We start from the raw sequence: 17,763 nt of genomic DNA on the forward strand, positions 1-17,763 counted from the left end.
CTATGCGTCCGGCATGGACGAAAAGCACCTCGCAGACCGGGAAAAGGCCTCGGCCGCCCTCTCCTCCGTGGCGGCCGCCGTGTTTCTCACGGCCATGAAGATCGTGGTGGGGCTCTCCACCAACTCCCTGGGCATCCTCTCCGAGGCCGCCCACTCAGGGCTGGACCTGGTGGCCGCCGCCCTCACCTACTTCGCCGTGCGCTACTCCTCCCTGCCCGCCGACGAGCGCCACCCCTACGGCCACGGCAAGGCCGAAAACCTCTCGGCCCTGGTGGAGACGCTGTTGCTGCTGGTCACGTGCATCTGGATCGTGCGGGAATCGGTGGAACGGCTCTTCTACCACCCCGAGGCGGTGGAGGTGACCTGGTGGAGCTTCGGGGTGATGGCCGTGTCCATCGTCATCGACATCACGCGCTCCCGGATGCTGGCGCGCATGGCCGAAAAGCACAAAAGCCAGGCCCTGGAGGCCGACGCCCTGCACTTCGCCACGGACGTGTGGTCCTCGGCCGTGGTGCTCCTGGGCCTTGGGCTGGTGTGGCTGGCCGGGCAACTGCCGGAGGGCTCTGCCTGGAGGCCCTTCCTGGAGCGCGGCGACGCCGTGGCGGCCCTGGGCGTGTGCGTCATCGTGGTGCGCGTGAGCGTGAAGCTCGGGCGTGAGGCCGTGGACGTGCTCCTGGACGGCGGCTCCCAGGCCCTGGTGGAGGACATCCGCGCCGCCCTGCGAGACATCCCCGGGGTGCGCGGCGTGCCCCAGGTGCGCGCCCGGCTCTCGGGGCCGTCGACCTTCGTGGACCTTACCCTGGACGTGGCCCGCCAGGACAGCTTCGAGGAGGCCCACCGCATCGGGGCCAGGGCCGAGGAGGCCGTGAAGCAGACCCTGCCCGGGGCCGACGTGGTGGTGCACCTCAAGCCCGCCGCCGCCGAGGAGCAGGGCCTGCACGAGGCCGTGCGCTCGCTCGCCGCGCGCCACGCCGTGGGCGTGCACGGCCTGCGCATCTGGCGCTCTCCCGGCGGGCTGCAGATGGAGATGCACGTGGAGGTGCCCGACGGGCTCTCCCTGGCCAAGGCCCACGAGATGGTCACGGACTTCGAGAACGCCGTGCGCGCGGCCCTGCCCGACCCCGTGCGCATCACCAGCCACATCGAGCCCGTGGCGGACGCCGCGCTGGAGAAGCGCGTGAAGCCCTGCCGCGAGGAGGCCATCCGCCGCAAGGTGGAGGAGCTCATGGCGGGCCTGGACGGCGTCACCGACTGCCACGGCCTGGCCGTGCAGCGCCTGGGCGACAAGTATTCCGTGAGCTTCCACTGCCGCATGGACCCGGCAACCCCCATCGGCCAGGCCCACGACATGACCGCGCGCATGGAGGACATGGTGCGCGCCGCCGTGCAGGACGTGGGCCGCGTGGTGATCCACGCGGAGCCCGAGCCGGGCGCGTTCGTGAAGGGCTATCCGGCCGCCGGGCCGTAGGCCGGCTGCCGCGTCAGGCCGGATCGGGGCAGGTCGCCCCGGCCGCGCCCTCCCTCCCCTTGCCCACGCCCGCGAAGCATCCCTCGCGCACCAGTATCAGGAAGGAGTCGAAGCATTCGGCGTGGAACTGCGTGCCGCGGCCGCCGCTCATGATGGTCAGGGTTTCCTCCAGGGGCAGGCCCCTGCGGTAGGGCCGGTCGCTCATGAGGGCCTCGAAGACGTCGGCGATGGAGAGGATGTGCGCCAGGAAGTGGATCTCCCCGCCCGAGAGGCCCCGGGGGTAGCCTTTGCCGTCGGGGCGCTCGTGGTGGCAGTGGATGATCTCGGCGGCCTCGCGCAGGCTGGGGATGGGCGCGAGGATGCGCGCCCCGGCCTGGGGGTGGGTCTTGATGACGGCGAATTCCTCCTCGGTGAGCCGCGCGGGCTTCTGGAGGATGGCGTCGGGGATGCCGATCTTGCCGATGTCGTGGAGCTTACCCGCGATGAAGAGCTGCCTGATGTCCGCCCTGGGGATGCCCATGCGCGCGGCGATCTTCACGGCCACGCGCGCGGCGGCCACGGAGTGGGTGCGCGTGCAGTTGTCGCGCGCGTCCAGGGCCTGGGCCAGGCTCACGATGCTGCGCACCAGCAGGTTCTTCTCCAGCCTCACCAGCCTGCGTTCGGAAAGCTCCTGGAGCCGGGCCTCCTCCTGGAGCCGGGAGAGCACAATGAACAGCTGCTCGGGCTTGAAGGGCTTGGTGAGAAACGCCGCGGCCTGAAGCTCGCGCATGGCGTTGAAGTTCTCGGCGGTGTCGTGGGCGCTCATGGCCACGAAGGGGATGCGGCTGTAGCGGCCGTGGGCCATGAGCTTGCGCCGCAGCTTCTTGCCGTCCATCTCGGGCATCTGGAGGTCGCACAGGATCACGTCCACGGGGCGGGACTTGATCACCTCCACGGCCTCGCGGCCGTTGTACGCCGTGTGGACGTGGTAGCGCGCGGCCGAAAGGGCCGTCTTCAGGTAGTGGACGAGCGAGGGAGAATCGTCGACCACCAGAATGCTCGGCATTGACGCGAATGACACGCTCACCCCCACGAGGTTCCGGCTCCGCGTAGGTCCCCGGAAAAGGCTTAATCCACCATACGCAAGAATCGTCCCCCATGAAAGAGGTTTCCCTCTGCCGACGACCGCGCGCGTCAGCGACCCCGCACGCCCCGGACAATCGCCGGGGCTTCCGCGGAGGCCCAGCGCGCCGTGACCGCTCCCTCGCGCGCCGTCTCGAGAACCCGCATCCCCGCTTCGCCCAAGGCACGCGACACCTCCGCCGCCGGGAACCCGAAGGCGTTCCCCCGGCCGCAACTTATCAAGCCCCACTTCGCCCCCGCCGCCCCGTAGAACCCCGGCGCCAGGGCCGAGCGGCTGCCGTGGTGCGCCACCACGAGCACCTCGGCCGAAAGATCGCGCCCCGAAGCCGCCAACCCCTCCAGCACCGCGCTCCCGGCGTCGCCCGGGAGCAGCGCCAGGCCCCTGCCGCGCCAGACCAGACGCAGCACCAGTGAGGCGTCGTTTCCCGTAAGCGCCGTGCCCGCCGGGGGGCCGAGCACCTCCAGCTCCAGGCCCTCGGCCAGGACGATGCGCTCCCCGGCGCGCCACGCGCGGGGTTCGAGCCCGCTTTGGGCCACGGCGCGCGCGAAATCCGAGGACCCCGGCCAGAAGCCGTTGCCCGCCAGGAAGCCCACGCGGTAGTTGGAGAGCAGGTAGGCCGCCCCGGCCGTGTGGTCCTTGTCGGGATGGGAGAGCGCGATGCCCTCCAGCGCCGGAAAGCGCCCCCAGGTGAGCGCGGGCGAGAGCACCGCGCGCCCGGGATCGAACGACGGCGACGCCGTGCCGCCCGCGTCCACCAGCCAGCGCCGCCCGCCCCGGGCCTCCACCACCAGGGCCTGGCCCTGGCCCACGTCGAGCATGGTCAGCGACACGGCGTCGCGGCTCTGCTCCCAGGCGCGCCACAGCCAGGGGCCGCCCAGAAGGCACAGGCAAAGCGCGCACCACGCCACCGCGCGCCGCGCCCCCATGCGCCGCGCATAGGCCAGCCCGCCCAGCAGGAGCCAGTAGCCCAGCGCCTCCGGGGACCACGGGCGGTACACCGGATGCACCGCCAGCCAGCCCCTGGCGTCCATGAAGCGCAGGCTCTCGAAAAGCAGCGCGCACAACCCCGCCGAGGCGCGCAGCAGGGCGTCGCCCATGGCCGGCCACCACGTGGCGCAGAGCGCCCCCAGGTAGGCCAGGGGCTGGGCCGCCCACTCCACCACCGGGGTCCAGAGCAGGTTCAAATAGAGATGCGCCCCGGCCTCCCCGAACACCGAGGCCTGGATGGGCAGCACGGCCAGCTGCGCCGCCAGCGTCACGGCGATCCAGCCCGGCAGGACAAGGGCCGCCAGACGCCAGGCCCCCCCGCCCCGCAGCGCGTCCGCCACGGGCAGGGCCAGGGGGGCCAGGAGCACCAGCCCGGCCACGGCCGCCGCCGAAAGCTGGAGCCCCACGTCGAACACGCAGAGCGGATCGAGCGCGAACATGACAGCCAGGGCGAAGAACAGCCCGTCCAGCAGCACCCCCGTGCGCCCCAGCAGCAGAAGCCAGCCCCACGCCCCGAACATGAGCGCCGCGCGCACCAGGGACGGCTCGAAGCGGCCCAGCCAGAGATACCCCGCCACCAGCGGCGCGCCAAGCAGCACCGCCAGCCGGGGCCGGGGAACGCGCAGGAGAAGCCCGGGCCAGGCCGCCCCCGCCAGCCAGGCCAGGGCCCAGCCCATGGCCGCCACGGCCGCAAGGTTCATGCCCGAGACGGCCAGCAGGTGGGCCAGGGAAGCGCGGCGCACGCGGTCCAGGTCGGACGGGTCCACGCCGGATCGGTCGCCCGTGACGAGCCCCAGCACCATGCCCCCGGCCGAATCGCCCCCCGCGCCCCTCAGGATGGCCTCGCGCAGCCGCCCGCGCCAGGCCTCCAGGGCTGAGGGGTCGGCCTGCCGGACCAGCTCCACGGCCTTGCCGCCCTGGGTGAACACGCGCAGGAACACGCCGCGCACGCGCCAGCGCCAGGCCCAGTCCTGCACGCCGGGGTTGTCGAAACCGTCCACGGCGTGGGGCCGCGCGGCGAGGCGCACCATGCTGCCCGGCACGGGCCGGAAGGCGGGGTCCTGCCAGGTCCAGACCATGCGGCCGGGCAGGGGTTCGCCCGCCTGGGTCGGCCCGACGGCCGCGCCCGGAACGGTCTGGGAATCCGACGCGCTCCGCACGCCCGGCGGGAGGGGACGCGCGGAGTCGAATCGGAACGAGACCCCGTCCAGGAGGATTTCCAGGCGGTTGCCAGGGCGGTCGGAGACGGCCTCCACGCGGGCCAGGAGCACGCCGTGGGGCCGCCGGTCGATCCAGTCGGGGAGGTCTGGCGGTGCGGGCAGGCGCAGCCAGGCGTAGGCCAGGCCCGCCAGGGCGGCCAGGAGCATGAGGCCGGGACCGGGGAGCGCGCGCCCGGCGAGGCGGAAGCAGGCCGCCGTCGCCAGGAGCGCCAGCGCCCCGGAGGCCGGGTCCTGCACGGCCCAGGCCCCGCAGGCGCAGGCCAGCAGGAGCCCCTGCCAGGGGAGAAGCCCCGGGACGGCGCGGCGCGCCGGGGCCGGGGCGTCACGCACCGCACGCCCCGCGCGCGGGGGCCTGCTCCAGGCCGCGAGGCCGGACAAGACCCGCGAGGCCGTTGGACCCGGGCGTCACGCCGCGCGATCCGGCAGCGCCCATGCGCTCGGGCCTCCAGGGGATCGCGCGCGGTTCCCGGGGCGGGGACATGGGGCCGGGGGATCTATTCCTTGGCCCGGCGCACGCGCGCGCCCAGGCCCTGGAGCTTCACTTCCATGGCTTCGTAGCCCCGGTCCAGGTGGTAGATGCGCGCCACTTCGGTGGTTCCGTGGGCGGCCAGGCCCGCCAGCACCAGGGAGGCGCTGGCGCGCAGGTCCGAGGCCATGACGGGCGCTCCCGTGAGCCTGGGCACGCCGCGCACGAAGGCGCTCTGGGCGCTCACCTTGATGCGCGCGCCCAGGCGCACCAGCTCCTGCACGTGCATGAAGCGGTTCTCGAAGATGGTCTCGCGGATGGTGCCCGCGCCCGAGGCCACGCACATGAGGGCCATCACCTGGGCCTGCATGTCGGTGGGGAAGCCGGGATAGGGCAGTGTGGTCACGTCGGCGCAGGCCAGCTCGCCGCCGGGGCGCACGCGCAGTCCGCCCGGGGTTTCGTCGATCACCACGCCCATCTCGCGCAGCTTGCTGAACACGGCGTCCAGGGCCTCGCAGGGGCAGTTCTCCAGGAGGATGTCGCCGCCGGTGATGGCCGAGGCCACCAGGTAGGTGCCCGCCTCGATGCGGTCGCCCATGATGGGGTAGTCCGGCCCGGAAAGCGAGGTGACACCCTCGATGCGCACCACGGGGGTGCCGTGGCCGGTGATCTTCGCGCCGCAGGCGATGAGGAAGTTGGCCAGGTCCACCACTTCGGGCTCGCGCGCGGCGTTTTCGAGGATGGTCTCGCCCTGGGCGAGGCATGCGGCCATGATCAGGTTCTCGGTGCCGCCAACGGTCACCTGGTCGAAGACGATCTTGGCCCCGCGCAGCCCGCTGGTCTTGCCGGCGATGTAGCCCGACTCCAGGTCGAAGCGCGCGCCCATCTTCTCCAGGGCGGTGAGGTGCAGGTTCACGGGCCTGGCCCCGATGGCGCAGCCGCCGGGCAGGGCCACGCGGGCCTCGCCCAGGCGGGCCAGGAGCGGCCCCAGGCAGAGCACGGAGGCGCGCATGGTCTTCACCAGGTCGTAGGGGGCCTCGGGGTTGAGCGCTGCCGCCGGGCTCACGCGGGCGGTGGCGGAGGCCGGGTCGAACTCGGTTTCGAGACCGAGGATCTTCAGGAGCTTGAAGGTGGTGTGGATGTCGCGCAGATTGGGGACGTTGCGGTAGGTGACGGGCGAATCCAGCAGGGGGGCGGCCAGCAGGATGGGCAGGGCCGCGTTCTTGGAGCCGGAGATCCTCACGGTCCCGCGCAGGGGCAGGCCGCCTTCGATGATGAGCTTGTCCATGGTGTGCCTCGTGGTGCGCCCCGGCCGGAGGCCCCGGGCGTCGGCCCGTCCTAACCCGAAGCGGGCGGCGGCTCAAGGCGTGATCCGGCACGCCGGGCGCGAAAAGGGCTTGACCGCGCGCGCCGGGCCATGTAGTTGCTTGCGTCCGACGGTGGCTGTAGCTCAGTTGGCAGAGCATCAGGTTGTGGCCCTGAGGGCCGTGGGTTCAAGTCCCATCAGCCACCCCATCGCACACGCATCCCGGAAGCTTCGGCTTCCGGGATTTTTATTGGCGTTGCGGAGCCTGCCGTTCTCCTGGGCGTTCGCCGTCTTCAACTTCCTCCCCTGCCCTTCGTAATTCATACTGGTCATGCTTACGCGCCTTGCGTCAAGCCAGCCAACCGATCGCATGAAACGCAAAACGCGTTCCCTCGAAGACCCCTTTACGCGGCGTCGGGTGCATGTATAATGGAGTGGGGCGCTGCACCGCAGTGCGCCTGCGTGCCGTGTGCTCGTTCAGACAGGCGCAATCCACCGGAATGTTCCGGAGCAAACGCCTCAAGGAGGGCCTGCATGGCATCGATCCTCGTCGTGGACGACAGCAAAACCTTCGGTTCGCTTTTGCGCCGTCTGGTGGAAAAGGAGACCGGCATCGGCTGCGTCTGGGCCAAGTCCCTCGCCGAGTGCAAGGCCGCCCTGGAGGAGGCTTCTGGACCCTTCGTGGCCGCCCTGCTGGACCTGAACCTCCCCGATGCCCCGGAGGGGGAGGTGGTGGACCTCGTGCTCGCCCACGCCATCCCCTCCATCGTCTTCACCGGGGAGCTTTCCGAGGAACTGCGCGGCAAGGTGTGGTCCAGGCGCATCGTGGACTACGTGCGCAAGGAAGGCGCGCACAACCTGCGCTACGTGGCGAGGCTGCTCAAGCGCCTCGTGCGCAACAAGGGCCTCAAGGCGCTTGTCGTGGACGATTCCGCCCTGGCCCGGGCAGCGGCGCGACGCCTGCTCGACGCCCACGGATACCTGGTGTTCGAAGCCGGAGGAGGCGCGCAGGCGCTGAAGCTGTTGGAGAAGGAGCCCGACATCCGCCTGGCCGTGATCGACTACTTCATGCCCGACATGAACGGCGCGGAACTGACCACGGCCCTGCGGGAACGCCTGGGCTTCGAGGACGCCGCGATCATCGGCGTCTCGGCCGAAGGGGACATGAGCACCTCCGTGTCGTTTCTCAAGAGCGGGGCCAACGACTTCATCCACAAACCCTTCCAGGCCGAGGAGTTCTACTGCCGCGTCGCCCAGAACGTGGACATGCTCAACATGTTCGAGGACATTCGCGAGATGGCCAACAGGGATTTCCTCACCGGCCTGGCCAACCGCAAACACCTCTTCGAGACGGGGAAAAAGCTCTTCGCCAGCCAGCGGCGGGGACACCTGCGCCTGAGCGCCGCAATGATGGACCTGGACCACTTCAAGAGAGTCAACGACACGTTCGGGCACGACGCGGGCGACGCCGTGCTCCGGCACTTCGCCTCGGTCCTCAAGGAGCGGTTCAGGGAGACCGACATCCTGGCCCGGTTCGGCGGCGAGGAATTCTGCGTGCTCTCGGTGAATATGGACCCGGCGAAAGCGTTCGACATCTTTGATGCGTTCAGGCGGGAAGTGGCCGCCAAACCCGTGCTCCACGGCGGACGCGAGATCCCGTGCTCCGTGAGCGTCGGGGTCGCCGTCGGGCCCGGGGCCGGTTTCGAGGAACTGCTCAAGGCCTCGGACGAATTGCTCTACCGCTCCAAGGCGGAGGGCCGCAACCGGGTCACCGTCGGCTGAGCGCCGCCGAAACGGGTTCACGCCCCGTCGGGAGGCGGAGCCTCGCCCCGCCGACTCACAGGTCCAGCAGGAACGAGCGCGCCAGGGCCAGCACGTCGTCGTAGGGGCGCTTGGCGCGGATGGCCAGGGCCAGTTCCAGGCCCAGACGCATCTTATGGCGGGCGTCCGCGAGCAGTTCGCGGGCCTGGGCGTCCAGGCGTCTGCGGATGAAGGGTTCGTCCAGACCGTCGATGCACAGGCGCAGGGCGCCCGAGAGGTAGTGGAACCCCGCGCCGGGCAGGAAGGCGGCCAGTCCCGTCTTGCCGTGGCGTCTGGCCCAGAGGGCGAAGAAGAGGAGCTTGAGGATCAGCTCGTCGGGCCGGGTGGCGTGGGAGACGTCGGGAAACACGGCCAGGTCGAGATTGCCCGCCTTCATGGTCTCCACCAGCCCCTGGGCCTGCTCCATGGTGCGGGTCTCGTCCACCACGGGGGCTCCGAAGGCCCCGGCGAGGGTGATGAGCGTCTTGCCGGGGTTTTCGGCCACGGCCACGGCGCTGGCGGTCTGGCGGATCAGGACGAGCTTGCGCCCCCAGTCGCGCGTGAGGGCCCGGCCCTTGGCATGGGCCATGCGGCGCAGGAGTTCCTCCTCCAGGGTGGAGGAGGCCGCCTGGAGCAGGAGCCGGGTGTAGGGCTCGGCCGCGTACTGGAGCTCCTGGGCCAGGGCGTCCGGGGTGCGGCGTTTGTCCACCAGCCGTTTCATGGAGAGCCAGTAGGCGGCGTACCCGGTGGCGGGGATGGTCAGGAGGTCCAGGGACTGCTGGGCCGGGCTTTGGTCGGTCATGCGTCATCTTGCAAAAACGCGGCGTCGGAGGCAAGACCTCCCCATGCGAGAATTGATCCTTCCCGGAACGCCCGGCCGGTCGGACACGGGCGCTTCGCCCCGGCGTCCCCCGGGAGAGGGAGCCCCCCTTTCCCCTTCGTGCTGCACCCCTGCGCCCCAACCATGCTGCGCTCCATCGGCCGCGCCTGGTCCCGAGGCGGGTGCTTCATCATGCTGCGCGCCGCCCTCCCGGCCGTGCTGCGACCCGTCGGCCGCGCCTGGTCCGGGGGCGGGCGCTCCGTCATGCTGCACTCCCGATCCGGCCCCCTCGTGCTGCGCCCCTTCGGGGGCGTCTTCCTGCTGCGGCCCGGCCGCGCCCGCCTTGCCGGAGATCCCTGGCTACCGGCGCTGGCATTTCGTGGAGCGTTTCCTGGAGACCCCGGCCGGCCCCGTACCGGTGGTGAAGACCCGCCTCGAACGGCCCGACCGCCTTGGCGCGGCCCTGGTGCGCCTGGGCGTGGGACGTGGGGATTACCGCGTGGCCCCGGGGCTCTACGCCGTGGGCTCGCCGGGGCCGGAGAGCCCCGTGCTGGCCACGGCCAATTACAAGCTCACCTTCGACTCCCTGCGCCGCGAGTTGTCGGGCCTGGACGCCTGGCTGCTGGTGCTGGACACCCGGGGCGTGAACGTGTGGTGCGCGGCGGGCAAGGGCACGTTCGGCACGCGCGAACTGGTCCGGCGCATCGGGGCCGTGGGCCTGGAGCGCGTGGTGCGCCACCGCCGCGTGGTGGTCCCGCAGCTGGGCGCGCCGGGGGTGAACGCCCGGGAGGTGAAGGCCGGCAGCGGGTTCCGGGTGCTCTTCGGCCCGGTGCGCGCGGCCGACGCGCCCGCCTACCTGGCCGCCGGGATGAAGGCCACGCCCGCCATGCGGCGGGTGGACTTCCCGGCCGCCGAGCGCGTGAAGGTGGGGCTGGTGGAGTTCGCCAACGAGCGCAAGACCCTGGCCTGGGCGGCCGTCGCGTTCTTCGCCCTGGCGGGGCTGGGCAGCGGCTGGTTCTCCTTTGCCCGGGCCTTCACGGGCCTGTGCTGGGGCATGGGGTCGCTCCTTCTGGGATTTCTGGCGGGCAACGTGCTCCTGCCGCTGCTCCTGCCCCGGCTGCCGGGCCGCGCCTTCAGCCTGAAGGGGGCCGAGGCGGGAATCCTGGCGGGCGCGGCGGCGCTGCTGGCGGGGCTTCCGGCGGCGGGAGCGGCCGGGGCGTGGCTGGGGGCCGTGGTGGGCGGCAGCTGGTGGGGAATGCACTTCACGGGCTCGTCCACGTACACCTCGCCCACGGGCGTGGAACGCGAGATGCGCCGGGCCATCCCCGCCCAGGCCGCCGGGCTGCTGGCGGCCCTGGCCCTGTGGCGCTGGGGCCTGGGCTGGTAGCAGCCTGTTGGAAAATTCTCGCTGGCTGCATTGCAGGGAAAAGCCAAACCCTCACGTATGAGAAATACGCTTCGGGCTTGGCTTTTTCCCTGCGCCTTGCCAGCGAGCTTTTTGAACAGGCTGCAAGAAGCGACTTTTTCAACAGCCTGTTAGGGAGGCGAGACGATGAACGCACTGCGCTACATCGAGGGCGTGGCCACGCTCCGGCTGGACGAATCCCTCTGCACGGGGTGCGGCACGTGCCGCGAGGTGTGCCCCCATGCGGTGTTCGGCCACGCCCCGGGCAAGGCGCGCCTGGCCGACCCCGGGGCCTGCATGGAGTGCGGGGCCTGCGCCCTCAACTGCCCCGAGGGGGCCCTGACGGTGAGCCAGGGCGTGGGCTGCGCCCGGGCCATCATCCACGGCTGGATCACAGGAGGCCCGCCCTCGTGCGACTGCGGGGGCGACGGCTCCTCCACCTGCTGCTAGCGCCGCACGCCCGGCGCACGGGCTTCGTGCCGGGTGATGCGCACGTCATGCGGCGCTGAAGGGGCTGCGTGCACGCGACGCCGCGTCACCGCTTCGCCCGGCCGGACGAGCGACCGGCCGGGCGTCCGCGCTATTTCATGTACGACCCGCCAAGGGCGAAGCCGGGCCCCAGGAGCGGCCCCAGGCCGAAGTACTGCCGCGAGCCGGGGGCGTAGAGCACCGTGCCCATGCTCTCCAGGTTGATGCGCCCCTCGGGGCCCACCACGCCGGGATCGGCCTTCACGTCCTTGATCTCGCCCACGAACTGGGTGTGCAGGCCCAGCTCGTGCACGTGGGCCAGCTGGCACTCCACCACGAGCGGAAACTCCTCGATGAAGGGGGCGTCCACCAGCTGGCTCTTGGCCGCCGTGAGCCCCGCCACCGCGAACTTGTCGGCGTCGCGCCCCGAGGCCATGCCGAAGTAGTCGGTCACGGCGGCCTGGTCCTGGCTCGGAATGCACACGGTGAAGGCGCGGCGGGCCATGATGCAGCCGTGGGTGTAGGTGGCGGCGCGCAGCGAGATGGCCAGGCACGGCGGCTTGGAGCAGCAGATGCCGCCCCAGGCGATGGTGGCGCCGGTGGCCTTTCCGGCCTGGTCGTAGGCGCAGACCACCCAGGCAGGGGTGGGAGAGGCCAGGGTCTTGGCCCCGAGGGAAGTCTTCATGACCGATACTCCTTGGATGGCTGGTTACCAGCGGTTTTCGTGGACGCGCTCGGGCCGGAAGCGGTCGGCGCGATGCGCGGGCTGCCCGGGAACGCCCACGGGAACCCAGCTGTGGGGGATCACCTGGGCGGGCACGCCCAGAAGCTTGCGGAAGTTCTCCACCCTGTCGGCCTCGGGCCACACGCCCACCCACACGGCCCCCAGGCCCTGGGCGTGCAGGGCCAGCAGCAGGTTCTGAACGGCGGCGGCGCAGTCCAGGGGCCAGTAGCCGGGATATTTCTCCAGCGCCGGATCGGCGCAGACCAGCACGCCCGCCTGGGCCTGGCGCGACATGGCCGCGTAGGGATGGAAGCCGGGCACGGCGTCCAGCAGGGCGCGCTCGCGCACCAGCACGAAGTGCCAGGGCTGGGCGTTGCCCGCGCTGGGGGCGCTCATGGCGGCCTCCAAGGCGGTATTCAGGGCCTCGGGGTCCACCGGGTCGGCGGTGAACTGGCGGATGGAGCGCCGGGTGAAAAGGCAGTCGAGGGCGTCCATGAGGGACCTCCTTGGCGCGCGGGCGCGCCTCTGTCAGCTTTACGGCGAATCCCGAAGACGGGGTTCGCGGGAGCCGCCAACGGGCGGCAAAGCCGCCCTGCTTCGGCGCGCTGGCGCGCCTTTCCCCTGCACCGGCGGGGGGGCGGCGTCAAGAACGGTCCCGGATGTTAGCGGCCCAGCCGGGGGCCGGATCAGACCATTCCTTCGAGGGCCTCGATCACCGCCGCGAAGTCCAGCTCCCCCAGGCCCTTGGACATGGCCTGGTTGAAGATCTGGAGGTTGGCGAAGGCGCTGGGGGCCGGGCAGCGCATGTCGGTGGCCGTGTCGGTGACGAAGCGCAGGTCCTTGTGCATGTGCTTGAGCGGGAACTGGGCCGGAAACTTGCGCTGCAGGAGCATCTGCTCCTTGACCTTGAAGAGGTCGCAGGCCAGCGGACCGCCCAGCGCCACCTGGAGCATGGCCTCGTCCGTGAGCCCCCCCGCGCGCCCGAACACGAGCATTTCGCAAAGGCTCTCCATCATGGAGGCCAGGAGCAGGTTCACGGACATCTTCATCATGGACCCTTTGGGGGCCTCGCCGCAGTAGACCACCTTCTTCCCCATGGACATGAACAGGGGCTCCAGGGCGTCCACGGCGTCACGCGGCCCGCCCGCCAGGATCACCAGCGCGCCCTGCTGGGCCGGAACCTTGGAGCCCGAGACGGGCGCGTCCACGAACACGGCCCCGGCGGCCCCGAGCTTCCCGGCCAGGGAGGCGCAGTAGGCCGGGGGGACAGTGCTCATGTTCACCACGGTCTTGCCCGGACCCAGGGCCGGGCCCATGCCGTTCTCACCCCAGAGCACGGCGTCGACGGCCCCGGGGCCGGTGAGCATCAGCACCAGCACGTCGCGGCATCGGGCCAGCTCCAGGGGGGTGGCGGCAATCTCCAGGCCTTCGGCGTCCCCCGAGGCCAGGGGCGAACGGTTGTACACGGCCACATGGTGGCCGGCCTTGGCGGCGTTGCGCGCCATGGCCTTGCCCATGATGCCCATCCCGGCGAATCCGACGGCGAGTTTCATTTGTCTGGTCCTTGGGCTATGGGTTTCCCGGACGCCCGCGAGGCGGGCACCACAAGCCTATCCATCCGTTCCGGGCGGCAAGTCAATGGACAACGTGACGCGCATCCTCCATCTGGACATGGACGCCTTCTTCGCCTCGGTGGAGCAGCTGGACGACCCGTCGCTGCGCGGCCTGCCCGTGATCGTGGGCAAGGGCGACCGGGGGGTGGTGTCTGCTGCGTCCTACGAGGCCCGGGCCTACGGGGTGCGCTCGGCCATGCCCGTGGCCCACGCGCGCAGGCTCTGCCCGCAGGGGGTGTTCGTTGCCGGGCGCATGAGGCGCTATGCCGAGATTTCGCGCCAGGTGATGGCCGTGCTGGGCGAGTTCTCCCCCCTGGTGGAGCAGGCCAGCGTGGACGAGGCCTACATGGACGTGACCGGCGCCGACCGGCTCTTCGGCCCCCCGGCGGAGCTGGCGCGCAAACTCCAGGCGCGGGTGCGCGAGGCTGTCGGGCTCTCGTGCTCGGTGGGCGTGGCGCCGGTGAAGTTCCTGGCCAAGATCGCCTCGGACTACCGCAAGCCCGGCGGCGTGACCATCATCGAGCCCCACGAGGTGGAGGCCTTCCTGCGAGACCTGCCCGTGGGGAAGATACCCGGCGTGGGAGGCAAGACCCTGCCGCGCCTGGCCTCTCTGGGCGTCAAGACCTGCGGGGACGTGCTGCGCTATTCGGCCGAGTTCTGGGAGGCGCGCCTGGGCGAGTGGGGCCTGGCCCTGCACGCCCGGGCCGGCGGGAGGGGCTCGACGCACATCGTCACCGACAGCGAGCCCAAGTCCTCCAGCGCGGAGAACACCTTCGAGAAGGACCTCTCGGATCCCGAGGCCCTCAAACGCTGGCTGCTGCGCCAGTCCGAGCGCGTGGGGCGCGACCTGCGCAAACACGGGCTGGCAGGCCGCACCGTGACGCTCAAGATAAAGTTCAGCGACTTCAAGCAGATCACCCGCAGCCACACCCTGGCCGAGCCCACCGACACCGACGAGGAGATATTCGCCACGGCCTGCCGCCTGCTGGACCAGGAGCGCCTGGCCAAGGCCGTGCGCCTGATCGGCGTGGGCGTCTCCAACTTCGCCAGGGGGCCAAGACAGCTTGCCCTGGTGGAGGACCGCGCGAAAGTCCGGGCCTCCAGGCTCGACCGCGCCGTGGACGCCATCCGCGACAAGCACGGCAAGGCCGCCGTGAAGCGGGGAAGGCTCTTCGAGGAGTGAGGGCACCCCTGCAGGCGTGGTGACAAGCCCGGGCGCATCGTATAGCGTTGCGGCGAGGATTCTTTCTGTCATTCCGGGCCTCACGCGCCCGGCCGCCCAGGAGTTCCCGCCGTGAAACAGTCCCCTCCCCTGCTCGTGAGGCTGCTGCTGGCCCTGACCAGCCGCTACAGCATCGTGCTCATCAACGTGCTGCTCGTGGCCATCGGCGTGCTCTCGCTCAAGGAACTCGCCCCGCTCCTGTTCAACGCCCAGGACAACACGAAGGAGATGGAAGACATCGTGGAGAACCTGGGCGTGATCCTCATCGGCTACGGCGTGGCCATCGAGGAGCGCCACGCCTTCATGAACATCTTCAGGCTCTACCCCGAACACGAGGACAAGACCCAGGCCGCCGTGGATCATCACTGCCACGAATACGGACTGTGCTATCTGCTGCTGGGGCTCTTCATGGAAGTGTGCGTGGCCTTGGTGAAGCTGCCGAACTCCATCGTGGACACCAGCCAGGAGGAGCTGCTCCTCTTCGGCATCGGCGCCGTGCTGCTGGCCTGGAGCGCATGGCTCATGCTCCGGCACTGCGCGGTCCTGCTGCGGCCGGGGCGGTTCGACGCGCCCGAGGGGCATGGCCTGGGCTGAACCGGGCCTCCGCGCCCCTCCCGGCCGGACTGGAACGGAAGGGCCTCAACGGGCTACTGGATACAACAGCCCGTACATCGCCTGGTTCCCCAGAATCCTTTTCACGTAGTCGCGGGTCTCGGTGTAGGGAATGAACTCCACGAACAGCTCCTGGTCCAGGCCGCCCAGGAATTCGCGCCACACGCCCACCTTCACGCGCCCGGCGTTGTAGCCCGCCAGGGTCAGGGGCAGGCTGCCGCCGTACTCGCGGTAGCGCTCCAGGAAGTAGCGCACCCCGAAACGGATGTTCACGGCCGGGTCCTTGAGGCTCTCGGTCTTGAAGCCCTTCTCCCCGTACTTCTCGGCCTGGCTTTTGGCCGTGGAGGGCAGAAGCTGCATAAGGCCCACCGCGCCCGCTCCGCTCACGGCGTCGGGGTCGAAGAAGCTCTCCTGGCGGATGAGCCCCCGGATGATGTCCGGGTCCACGCCGCTGCCCGTCAGGTTGCGTTCGATCTGCTCGCCGTGGCGGCTGGGGTAGACCAGCTCCCGCAGCGGGGCCAGCGCCTCCCGCGAGCCCCGGGCCAGGCAGGACCGGAAGGCGCGCCCCACAACGCGCACGGCGGCGGCGTGATTGCCCAGGCTCTCGGCCAGGCGCGCGTAGCGCAGCACGCAGACCGGATCCTGGGGATGGAGCTGCACCAGCGCCCCAAGCTCGCGCTCGGCCAACTCCGGCAGGAGCGCCGCTTCCAGCAGGGCGGCCCGCTCCAGGAAAGGGGCAGCCCCAGGCGGGGCCGATGCGGCCGGGTCCGGGCAGGCGGGAGGGTCCCCGGCGTCCTGGAGCGGCGCGGGCCGCGCGCCGGGCGCTTCGGACGACCGGGCCGGGGCGGCAGCCTGGAGTGAGCCCGGGGCGACGCCCGGAGACGTCGCCGCGACAAAATCCGGGCCGGACGCCGGGCCGGACGCCGGGTCGGACATCGGTCCTGACGCAGGGCCTGCCCCCAGGGGGGCCGCTACGGGGGCTCCGGCTGGAGCGCCCACGCCCGTGGCCGCCTCCAGGGCCGCCAGACGCCGGGCGGCCAGCATGCCGTAGTAGCCGTTGGGCCAGCGCGCGAGCACCCGGCGCAGGGCCTGGCGCGCGCCCTCGGGGTCGCGCGCCTCCAGGCGGGCGCGGCCCGTCCAGTACCATGCCCCCGGCGCGTAGTCGGAATTGGGGAAGCGCTCCAGGAAGGCGGCGAAGTCTCCCAGGGCCCCGGCCTGATCGCCCTGGGCGTGGCGCAAAAGCCCCGTGAGCCACGCGGCCTGCTCGCGCGACTCGGTGGGCTCGGGGCCGGAGTCGGCCAGGGCGCGGGCCAAGGGCAGGGCCTCGGCCAGGCGGCCGCGCTCCACGGCCAGCAGCAGGAGCAGCCTGCGGGAGGCCTCGGCCAGATCGGCGCCGTCCCGCAGGGAACGCGAGGCCTCCAGGGCTCGGGTCAGCAGCGCCTCCATGGCCCTGGCGTCCTCTGGCCCGGAGAAGCGCCAGAGGGCCCGGCCCTGGTGGTAGAGCGCCCATGCGGCCAGGGTGGCGTCCGGCGAGCGGGCCGCGTCCTCGAAGTACTGGACGGCCTTCTCGGTGTCGCGTCTTGCGTAGGCGGCCTTGCCCTTCAGGTAGGCGGCTCGGAAGGGATCGGCTCCGGGCGCGGCGGCGTAGCGGTCGATGACCGGCTGGGCCTTGGCGGCCTGGGAACGGTCCAGGAGCGTCTCGATGCGCTGGCGCAGGGCTTCAGCGGAATCGGGGTCGAAGAGGCTTCGCCCGGCGCGGAACAGGGCCTGGGCCTGGGGCAGGGCCTTCTCGGCCGAGACGGTCCAGGGCAGGCTGGTGAACAGTTCGCGGTAGAACTCCCCTGCGGCGCGGGCGTCTCCCGCGCCCCCGGCCAGCGCCCCTGCGCGCCAGAGGGCCACGGCGCGCAGGGGCTGCTCCGCCAGGTCCAGGAAGCGGCGGTAGCGCGACAGGGCCTCTGGCGAGCCCTGGGCCTCCTGGCAGTAGGCGGAGAGCAGCAGAGCCTCGTCCCCGAGGACCGGGTCGGCCGGGTCCACCGAGGCCAGAAGCGCGAGCGCCCCGGCGGGATCGTTCAGACGCAGGCGCGCGGCCCCCGCGAAGAGCGCGGCCCAGGAGGACAGTGGCGAGCGCCCGGACGCCAGGGGCTCCAGCAGCGCGAGCGCCTCCTGGTGCTGGCGGTTCTGGAAGCGCAGCACGCCCATGGCCAGCGCGTTTTCCGTGGTGCGCGGCCTGGCCTCCAGCGCGGCAAGGCGGTCCCTGAGGCCCGGCACATTGGGCGCGAGGGGCCGGGGCAGCGGGAGGTCCCGGGGGGCGTCGCCGGGAACGTCCTGGGCCAAGGCCGGAAGCGAGACCAGGAGCATCAGGGCCAGGGCGAAAAGCGATCGTTTCATGGCCCGATCCTAGGCCGTATCGCGCCCGGCGAAAAGTCTGAAAAAGGCCCGGACGGAGAACCGTCCGGGCTACTTCCCCAGAGGAAACCCCGAAGACGGGGTTTCCGGGAGCCGCTTACGGGCGGCAGAGCCGCCCTGCTC

General features: G+C 71.4%; 14 protein-coding genes and 1 tRNA gene. 7 read left to right on the top strand and 8 right to left on the bottom strand.

Annotated elements, in window-relative coordinates; genetic code table 11:
* Positions 1-13 precede the first annotated feature (13 nt).
* Positions 14-1,468, top strand: coding sequence for a cation-efflux pump (locus NNJEOMEG_RS09410; RefSeq protein WP_173083702.1), 1,455 nt, complete (start codon positions 14-16; stop codon positions 1,466-1,468).
* A 13-nt stretch (positions 1,469-1,481) separates the two neighbouring features.
* Here NNJEOMEG_RS09410 and NNJEOMEG_RS09415 read toward each other — a convergent pair whose 3' ends face one another.
* From NNJEOMEG_RS09415 to murA, 3 genes are all read right to left on the bottom strand, one after another.
* On the bottom strand, positions 1,482-2,498 hold the full coding sequence (locus NNJEOMEG_RS09415) for an HD domain-containing phosphohydrolase (RefSeq protein WP_173083704.1): 1,017 nt from the start codon (positions 2,496-2,498) through the stop codon (positions 1,482-1,484).
* Positions 2,499-2,641: 143 nt separating this feature from the next.
* Entirely contained in the window at positions 2,642-5,128 is a 2,487-nt protein-coding gene (locus tag NNJEOMEG_RS20975) for a ComEC/Rec2 family competence protein (RefSeq protein ID WP_173083706.1), read from the bottom strand.
* Positions 5,129-5,292: 164 nt separating this feature from the next.
* Positions 5,293-6,552, bottom strand: coding sequence for a UDP-N-acetylglucosamine 1-carboxyvinyltransferase (gene murA, locus NNJEOMEG_RS09425; protein ID WP_173083708.1), 1,260 nt, complete (start codon positions 6,550-6,552; stop codon positions 5,293-5,295).
* Between the two features lie 151 nt (positions 6,553-6,703).
* Here murA and NNJEOMEG_RS09430 point away from each other — a divergent pair.
* Both NNJEOMEG_RS09430 and NNJEOMEG_RS09435 read left to right on the top strand, forming a co-directional pair.
* Positions 6,704-6,779, top strand: a tRNA-His gene (locus tag NNJEOMEG_RS09430).
* A gap of 325 nt (positions 6,780-7,104) precedes the next feature.
* Positions 7,105-8,352 carry a diguanylate cyclase gene (locus NNJEOMEG_RS09435; RefSeq protein WP_173083716.1) on the top strand — a complete coding sequence of 416 codons (1,248 nt, stop codon included), beginning with the start codon at positions 7,105-7,107 and terminating at the stop codon, positions 8,350-8,352.
* 55 nt (positions 8,353-8,407) lie between these two features.
* Here NNJEOMEG_RS09435 and NNJEOMEG_RS09440 read toward each other — a convergent pair whose 3' ends face one another.
* Positions 8,408-9,172 carry a hypothetical protein gene (locus tag NNJEOMEG_RS09440; protein WP_173083718.1) on the bottom strand — a complete coding sequence of 255 codons (765 nt, stop codon included), beginning with the start codon at positions 9,170-9,172 and terminating at the stop codon, positions 8,408-8,410.
* Between the two features lie 43 nt (positions 9,173-9,215).
* Between NNJEOMEG_RS09440 and hgcA the strand changes: the two genes are divergently transcribed.
* Together hgcA and hgcB are read left to right on the top strand one after the other, a co-directional pair.
* Positions 9,216-10,577, top strand: a complete 1,362-nt coding sequence (gene hgcA, locus NNJEOMEG_RS09445; RefSeq protein ID WP_173083720.1) for a mercury methylation corrinoid protein HgcA — start codon at positions 9,216-9,218, stop codon at positions 10,575-10,577.
* A gap of 165 nt (positions 10,578-10,742) precedes the next feature.
* Positions 10,743-11,045, top strand: a complete 303-nt coding sequence (gene hgcB, locus NNJEOMEG_RS09450) for a mercury methylation ferredoxin HgcB (RefSeq protein ID WP_173083722.1) — start codon at positions 10,743-10,745, stop codon at positions 11,043-11,045.
* A gap of 130 nt (positions 11,046-11,175) precedes the next feature.
* Here hgcB and NNJEOMEG_RS09455 read toward each other — a convergent pair whose 3' ends face one another.
* From NNJEOMEG_RS09455 to NNJEOMEG_RS09465, 3 genes are all read right to left on the bottom strand, one after another.
* Entirely contained in the window at positions 11,176-11,748 is a 573-nt protein-coding gene (locus NNJEOMEG_RS09455; protein ID WP_173083724.1) for a flavin reductase family protein, read from the bottom strand.
* Positions 11,749-11,772: 24 nt separating this feature from the next.
* Positions 11,773-12,282: a nitroreductase family protein gene (locus tag NNJEOMEG_RS09460; RefSeq protein WP_173083726.1), complete on the bottom strand. Its 510-nt coding sequence runs from the start codon at positions 12,280-12,282 to the stop codon at positions 11,773-11,775.
* Positions 12,283-12,473: 191 nt separating this feature from the next.
* Positions 12,474-13,340 carry an NAD(P)-dependent oxidoreductase gene (locus tag NNJEOMEG_RS09465; RefSeq protein WP_173083728.1) on the bottom strand — a complete coding sequence of 289 codons (867 nt, stop codon included), beginning with the start codon at positions 13,338-13,340 and terminating at the stop codon, positions 12,474-12,476.
* A gap of 94 nt (positions 13,341-13,434) precedes the next feature.
* On the opposite strand from NNJEOMEG_RS09465, the gene NNJEOMEG_RS09470 reads away from it, so the two are divergent.
* Both NNJEOMEG_RS09470 and NNJEOMEG_RS09475 read left to right on the top strand, forming a co-directional pair.
* Positions 13,435-14,583: a DNA polymerase IV gene (locus NNJEOMEG_RS09470; protein ID WP_173083764.1), complete on the top strand. Its 1,149-nt coding sequence runs from the start codon at positions 13,435-13,437 to the stop codon at positions 14,581-14,583.
* A 111-nt stretch (positions 14,584-14,694) separates the two neighbouring features.
* Entirely contained in the window at positions 14,695-15,216 is a 522-nt protein-coding gene (locus tag NNJEOMEG_RS09475; RefSeq protein ID WP_173083730.1) for a hypothetical protein, read from the top strand.
* A gap of 45 nt (positions 15,217-15,261) precedes the next feature.
* Here NNJEOMEG_RS09475 and NNJEOMEG_RS09480 read toward each other — a convergent pair whose 3' ends face one another.
* Positions 15,262-17,622, bottom strand: a complete 2,361-nt coding sequence (locus NNJEOMEG_RS09480) for a transglycosylase SLT domain-containing protein (RefSeq protein WP_173083732.1) — start codon at positions 17,620-17,622, stop codon at positions 15,262-15,264.
* Positions 17,623-17,763: the final 141 nt, after the last annotated feature.

This window comes from Fundidesulfovibrio magnetotacticus, from assembly GCF_013019105.1.
In the GTDB taxonomy this organism is placed as follows: domain Bacteria; phylum Desulfobacterota; class Desulfovibrionia; order Desulfovibrionales; family Desulfovibrionaceae; genus Fundidesulfovibrio; species Fundidesulfovibrio magnetotacticus.

Bases quoted from the DNA above. Each gene is read 5' to 3' on its own strand.
- hgcB (WP_173083722.1), top strand. From the start codon at position 10,743: ATGAACGCACTGCGCTACATCGAGGGCGTGGCCACGCTCCGGCTGGAC.
- NNJEOMEG_RS09410 (WP_173083702.1), top strand. From the start codon at position 14: ATGGACGAAAAGCACCTCGCAGACCGGGAAAAGGCCTCGGCCGCCCTC.
- NNJEOMEG_RS09460 (WP_173083726.1), bottom strand. From the start codon at position 12,282: ATGGACGCCCTCGACTGCCTTTTCACCCGGCGCTCCATCCGCCAGTTC.
- murA (WP_173083708.1), bottom strand. From the start codon at position 6,552: ATGGACAAGCTCATCATCGAAGGCGGCCTGCCCCTGCGCGGGACCGTG.
- NNJEOMEG_RS09455 (WP_173083724.1), bottom strand. From the start codon at position 11,748: ATGAAGACTTCCCTCGGGGCCAAGACCCTGGCCTCTCCCACCCCTGCC.
- NNJEOMEG_RS09480 (WP_173083732.1), bottom strand. From the start codon at position 17,622: ATGAAACGATCGCTTTTCGCCCTGGCCCTGATGCTCCTGGTCTCGCTT.
- NNJEOMEG_RS09465 (WP_173083728.1), bottom strand. From the start codon at position 13,340: ATGAAACTCGCCGTCGGATTCGCCGGGATGGGCATCATGGGCAAGGCC.
- NNJEOMEG_RS09440 (WP_173083718.1), bottom strand. From the start codon at position 9,172: ATGACCGACCAAAGCCCGGCCCAGCAGTCCCTGGACCTCCTGACCATC.
- hgcA (WP_173083720.1), top strand. From the start codon at position 9,216: ATGCGAGAATTGATCCTTCCCGGAACGCCCGGCCGGTCGGACACGGGC.
- NNJEOMEG_RS09435 (WP_173083716.1), top strand. From the start codon at position 7,105: ATGGCATCGATCCTCGTCGTGGACGACAGCAAAACCTTCGGTTCGCTT.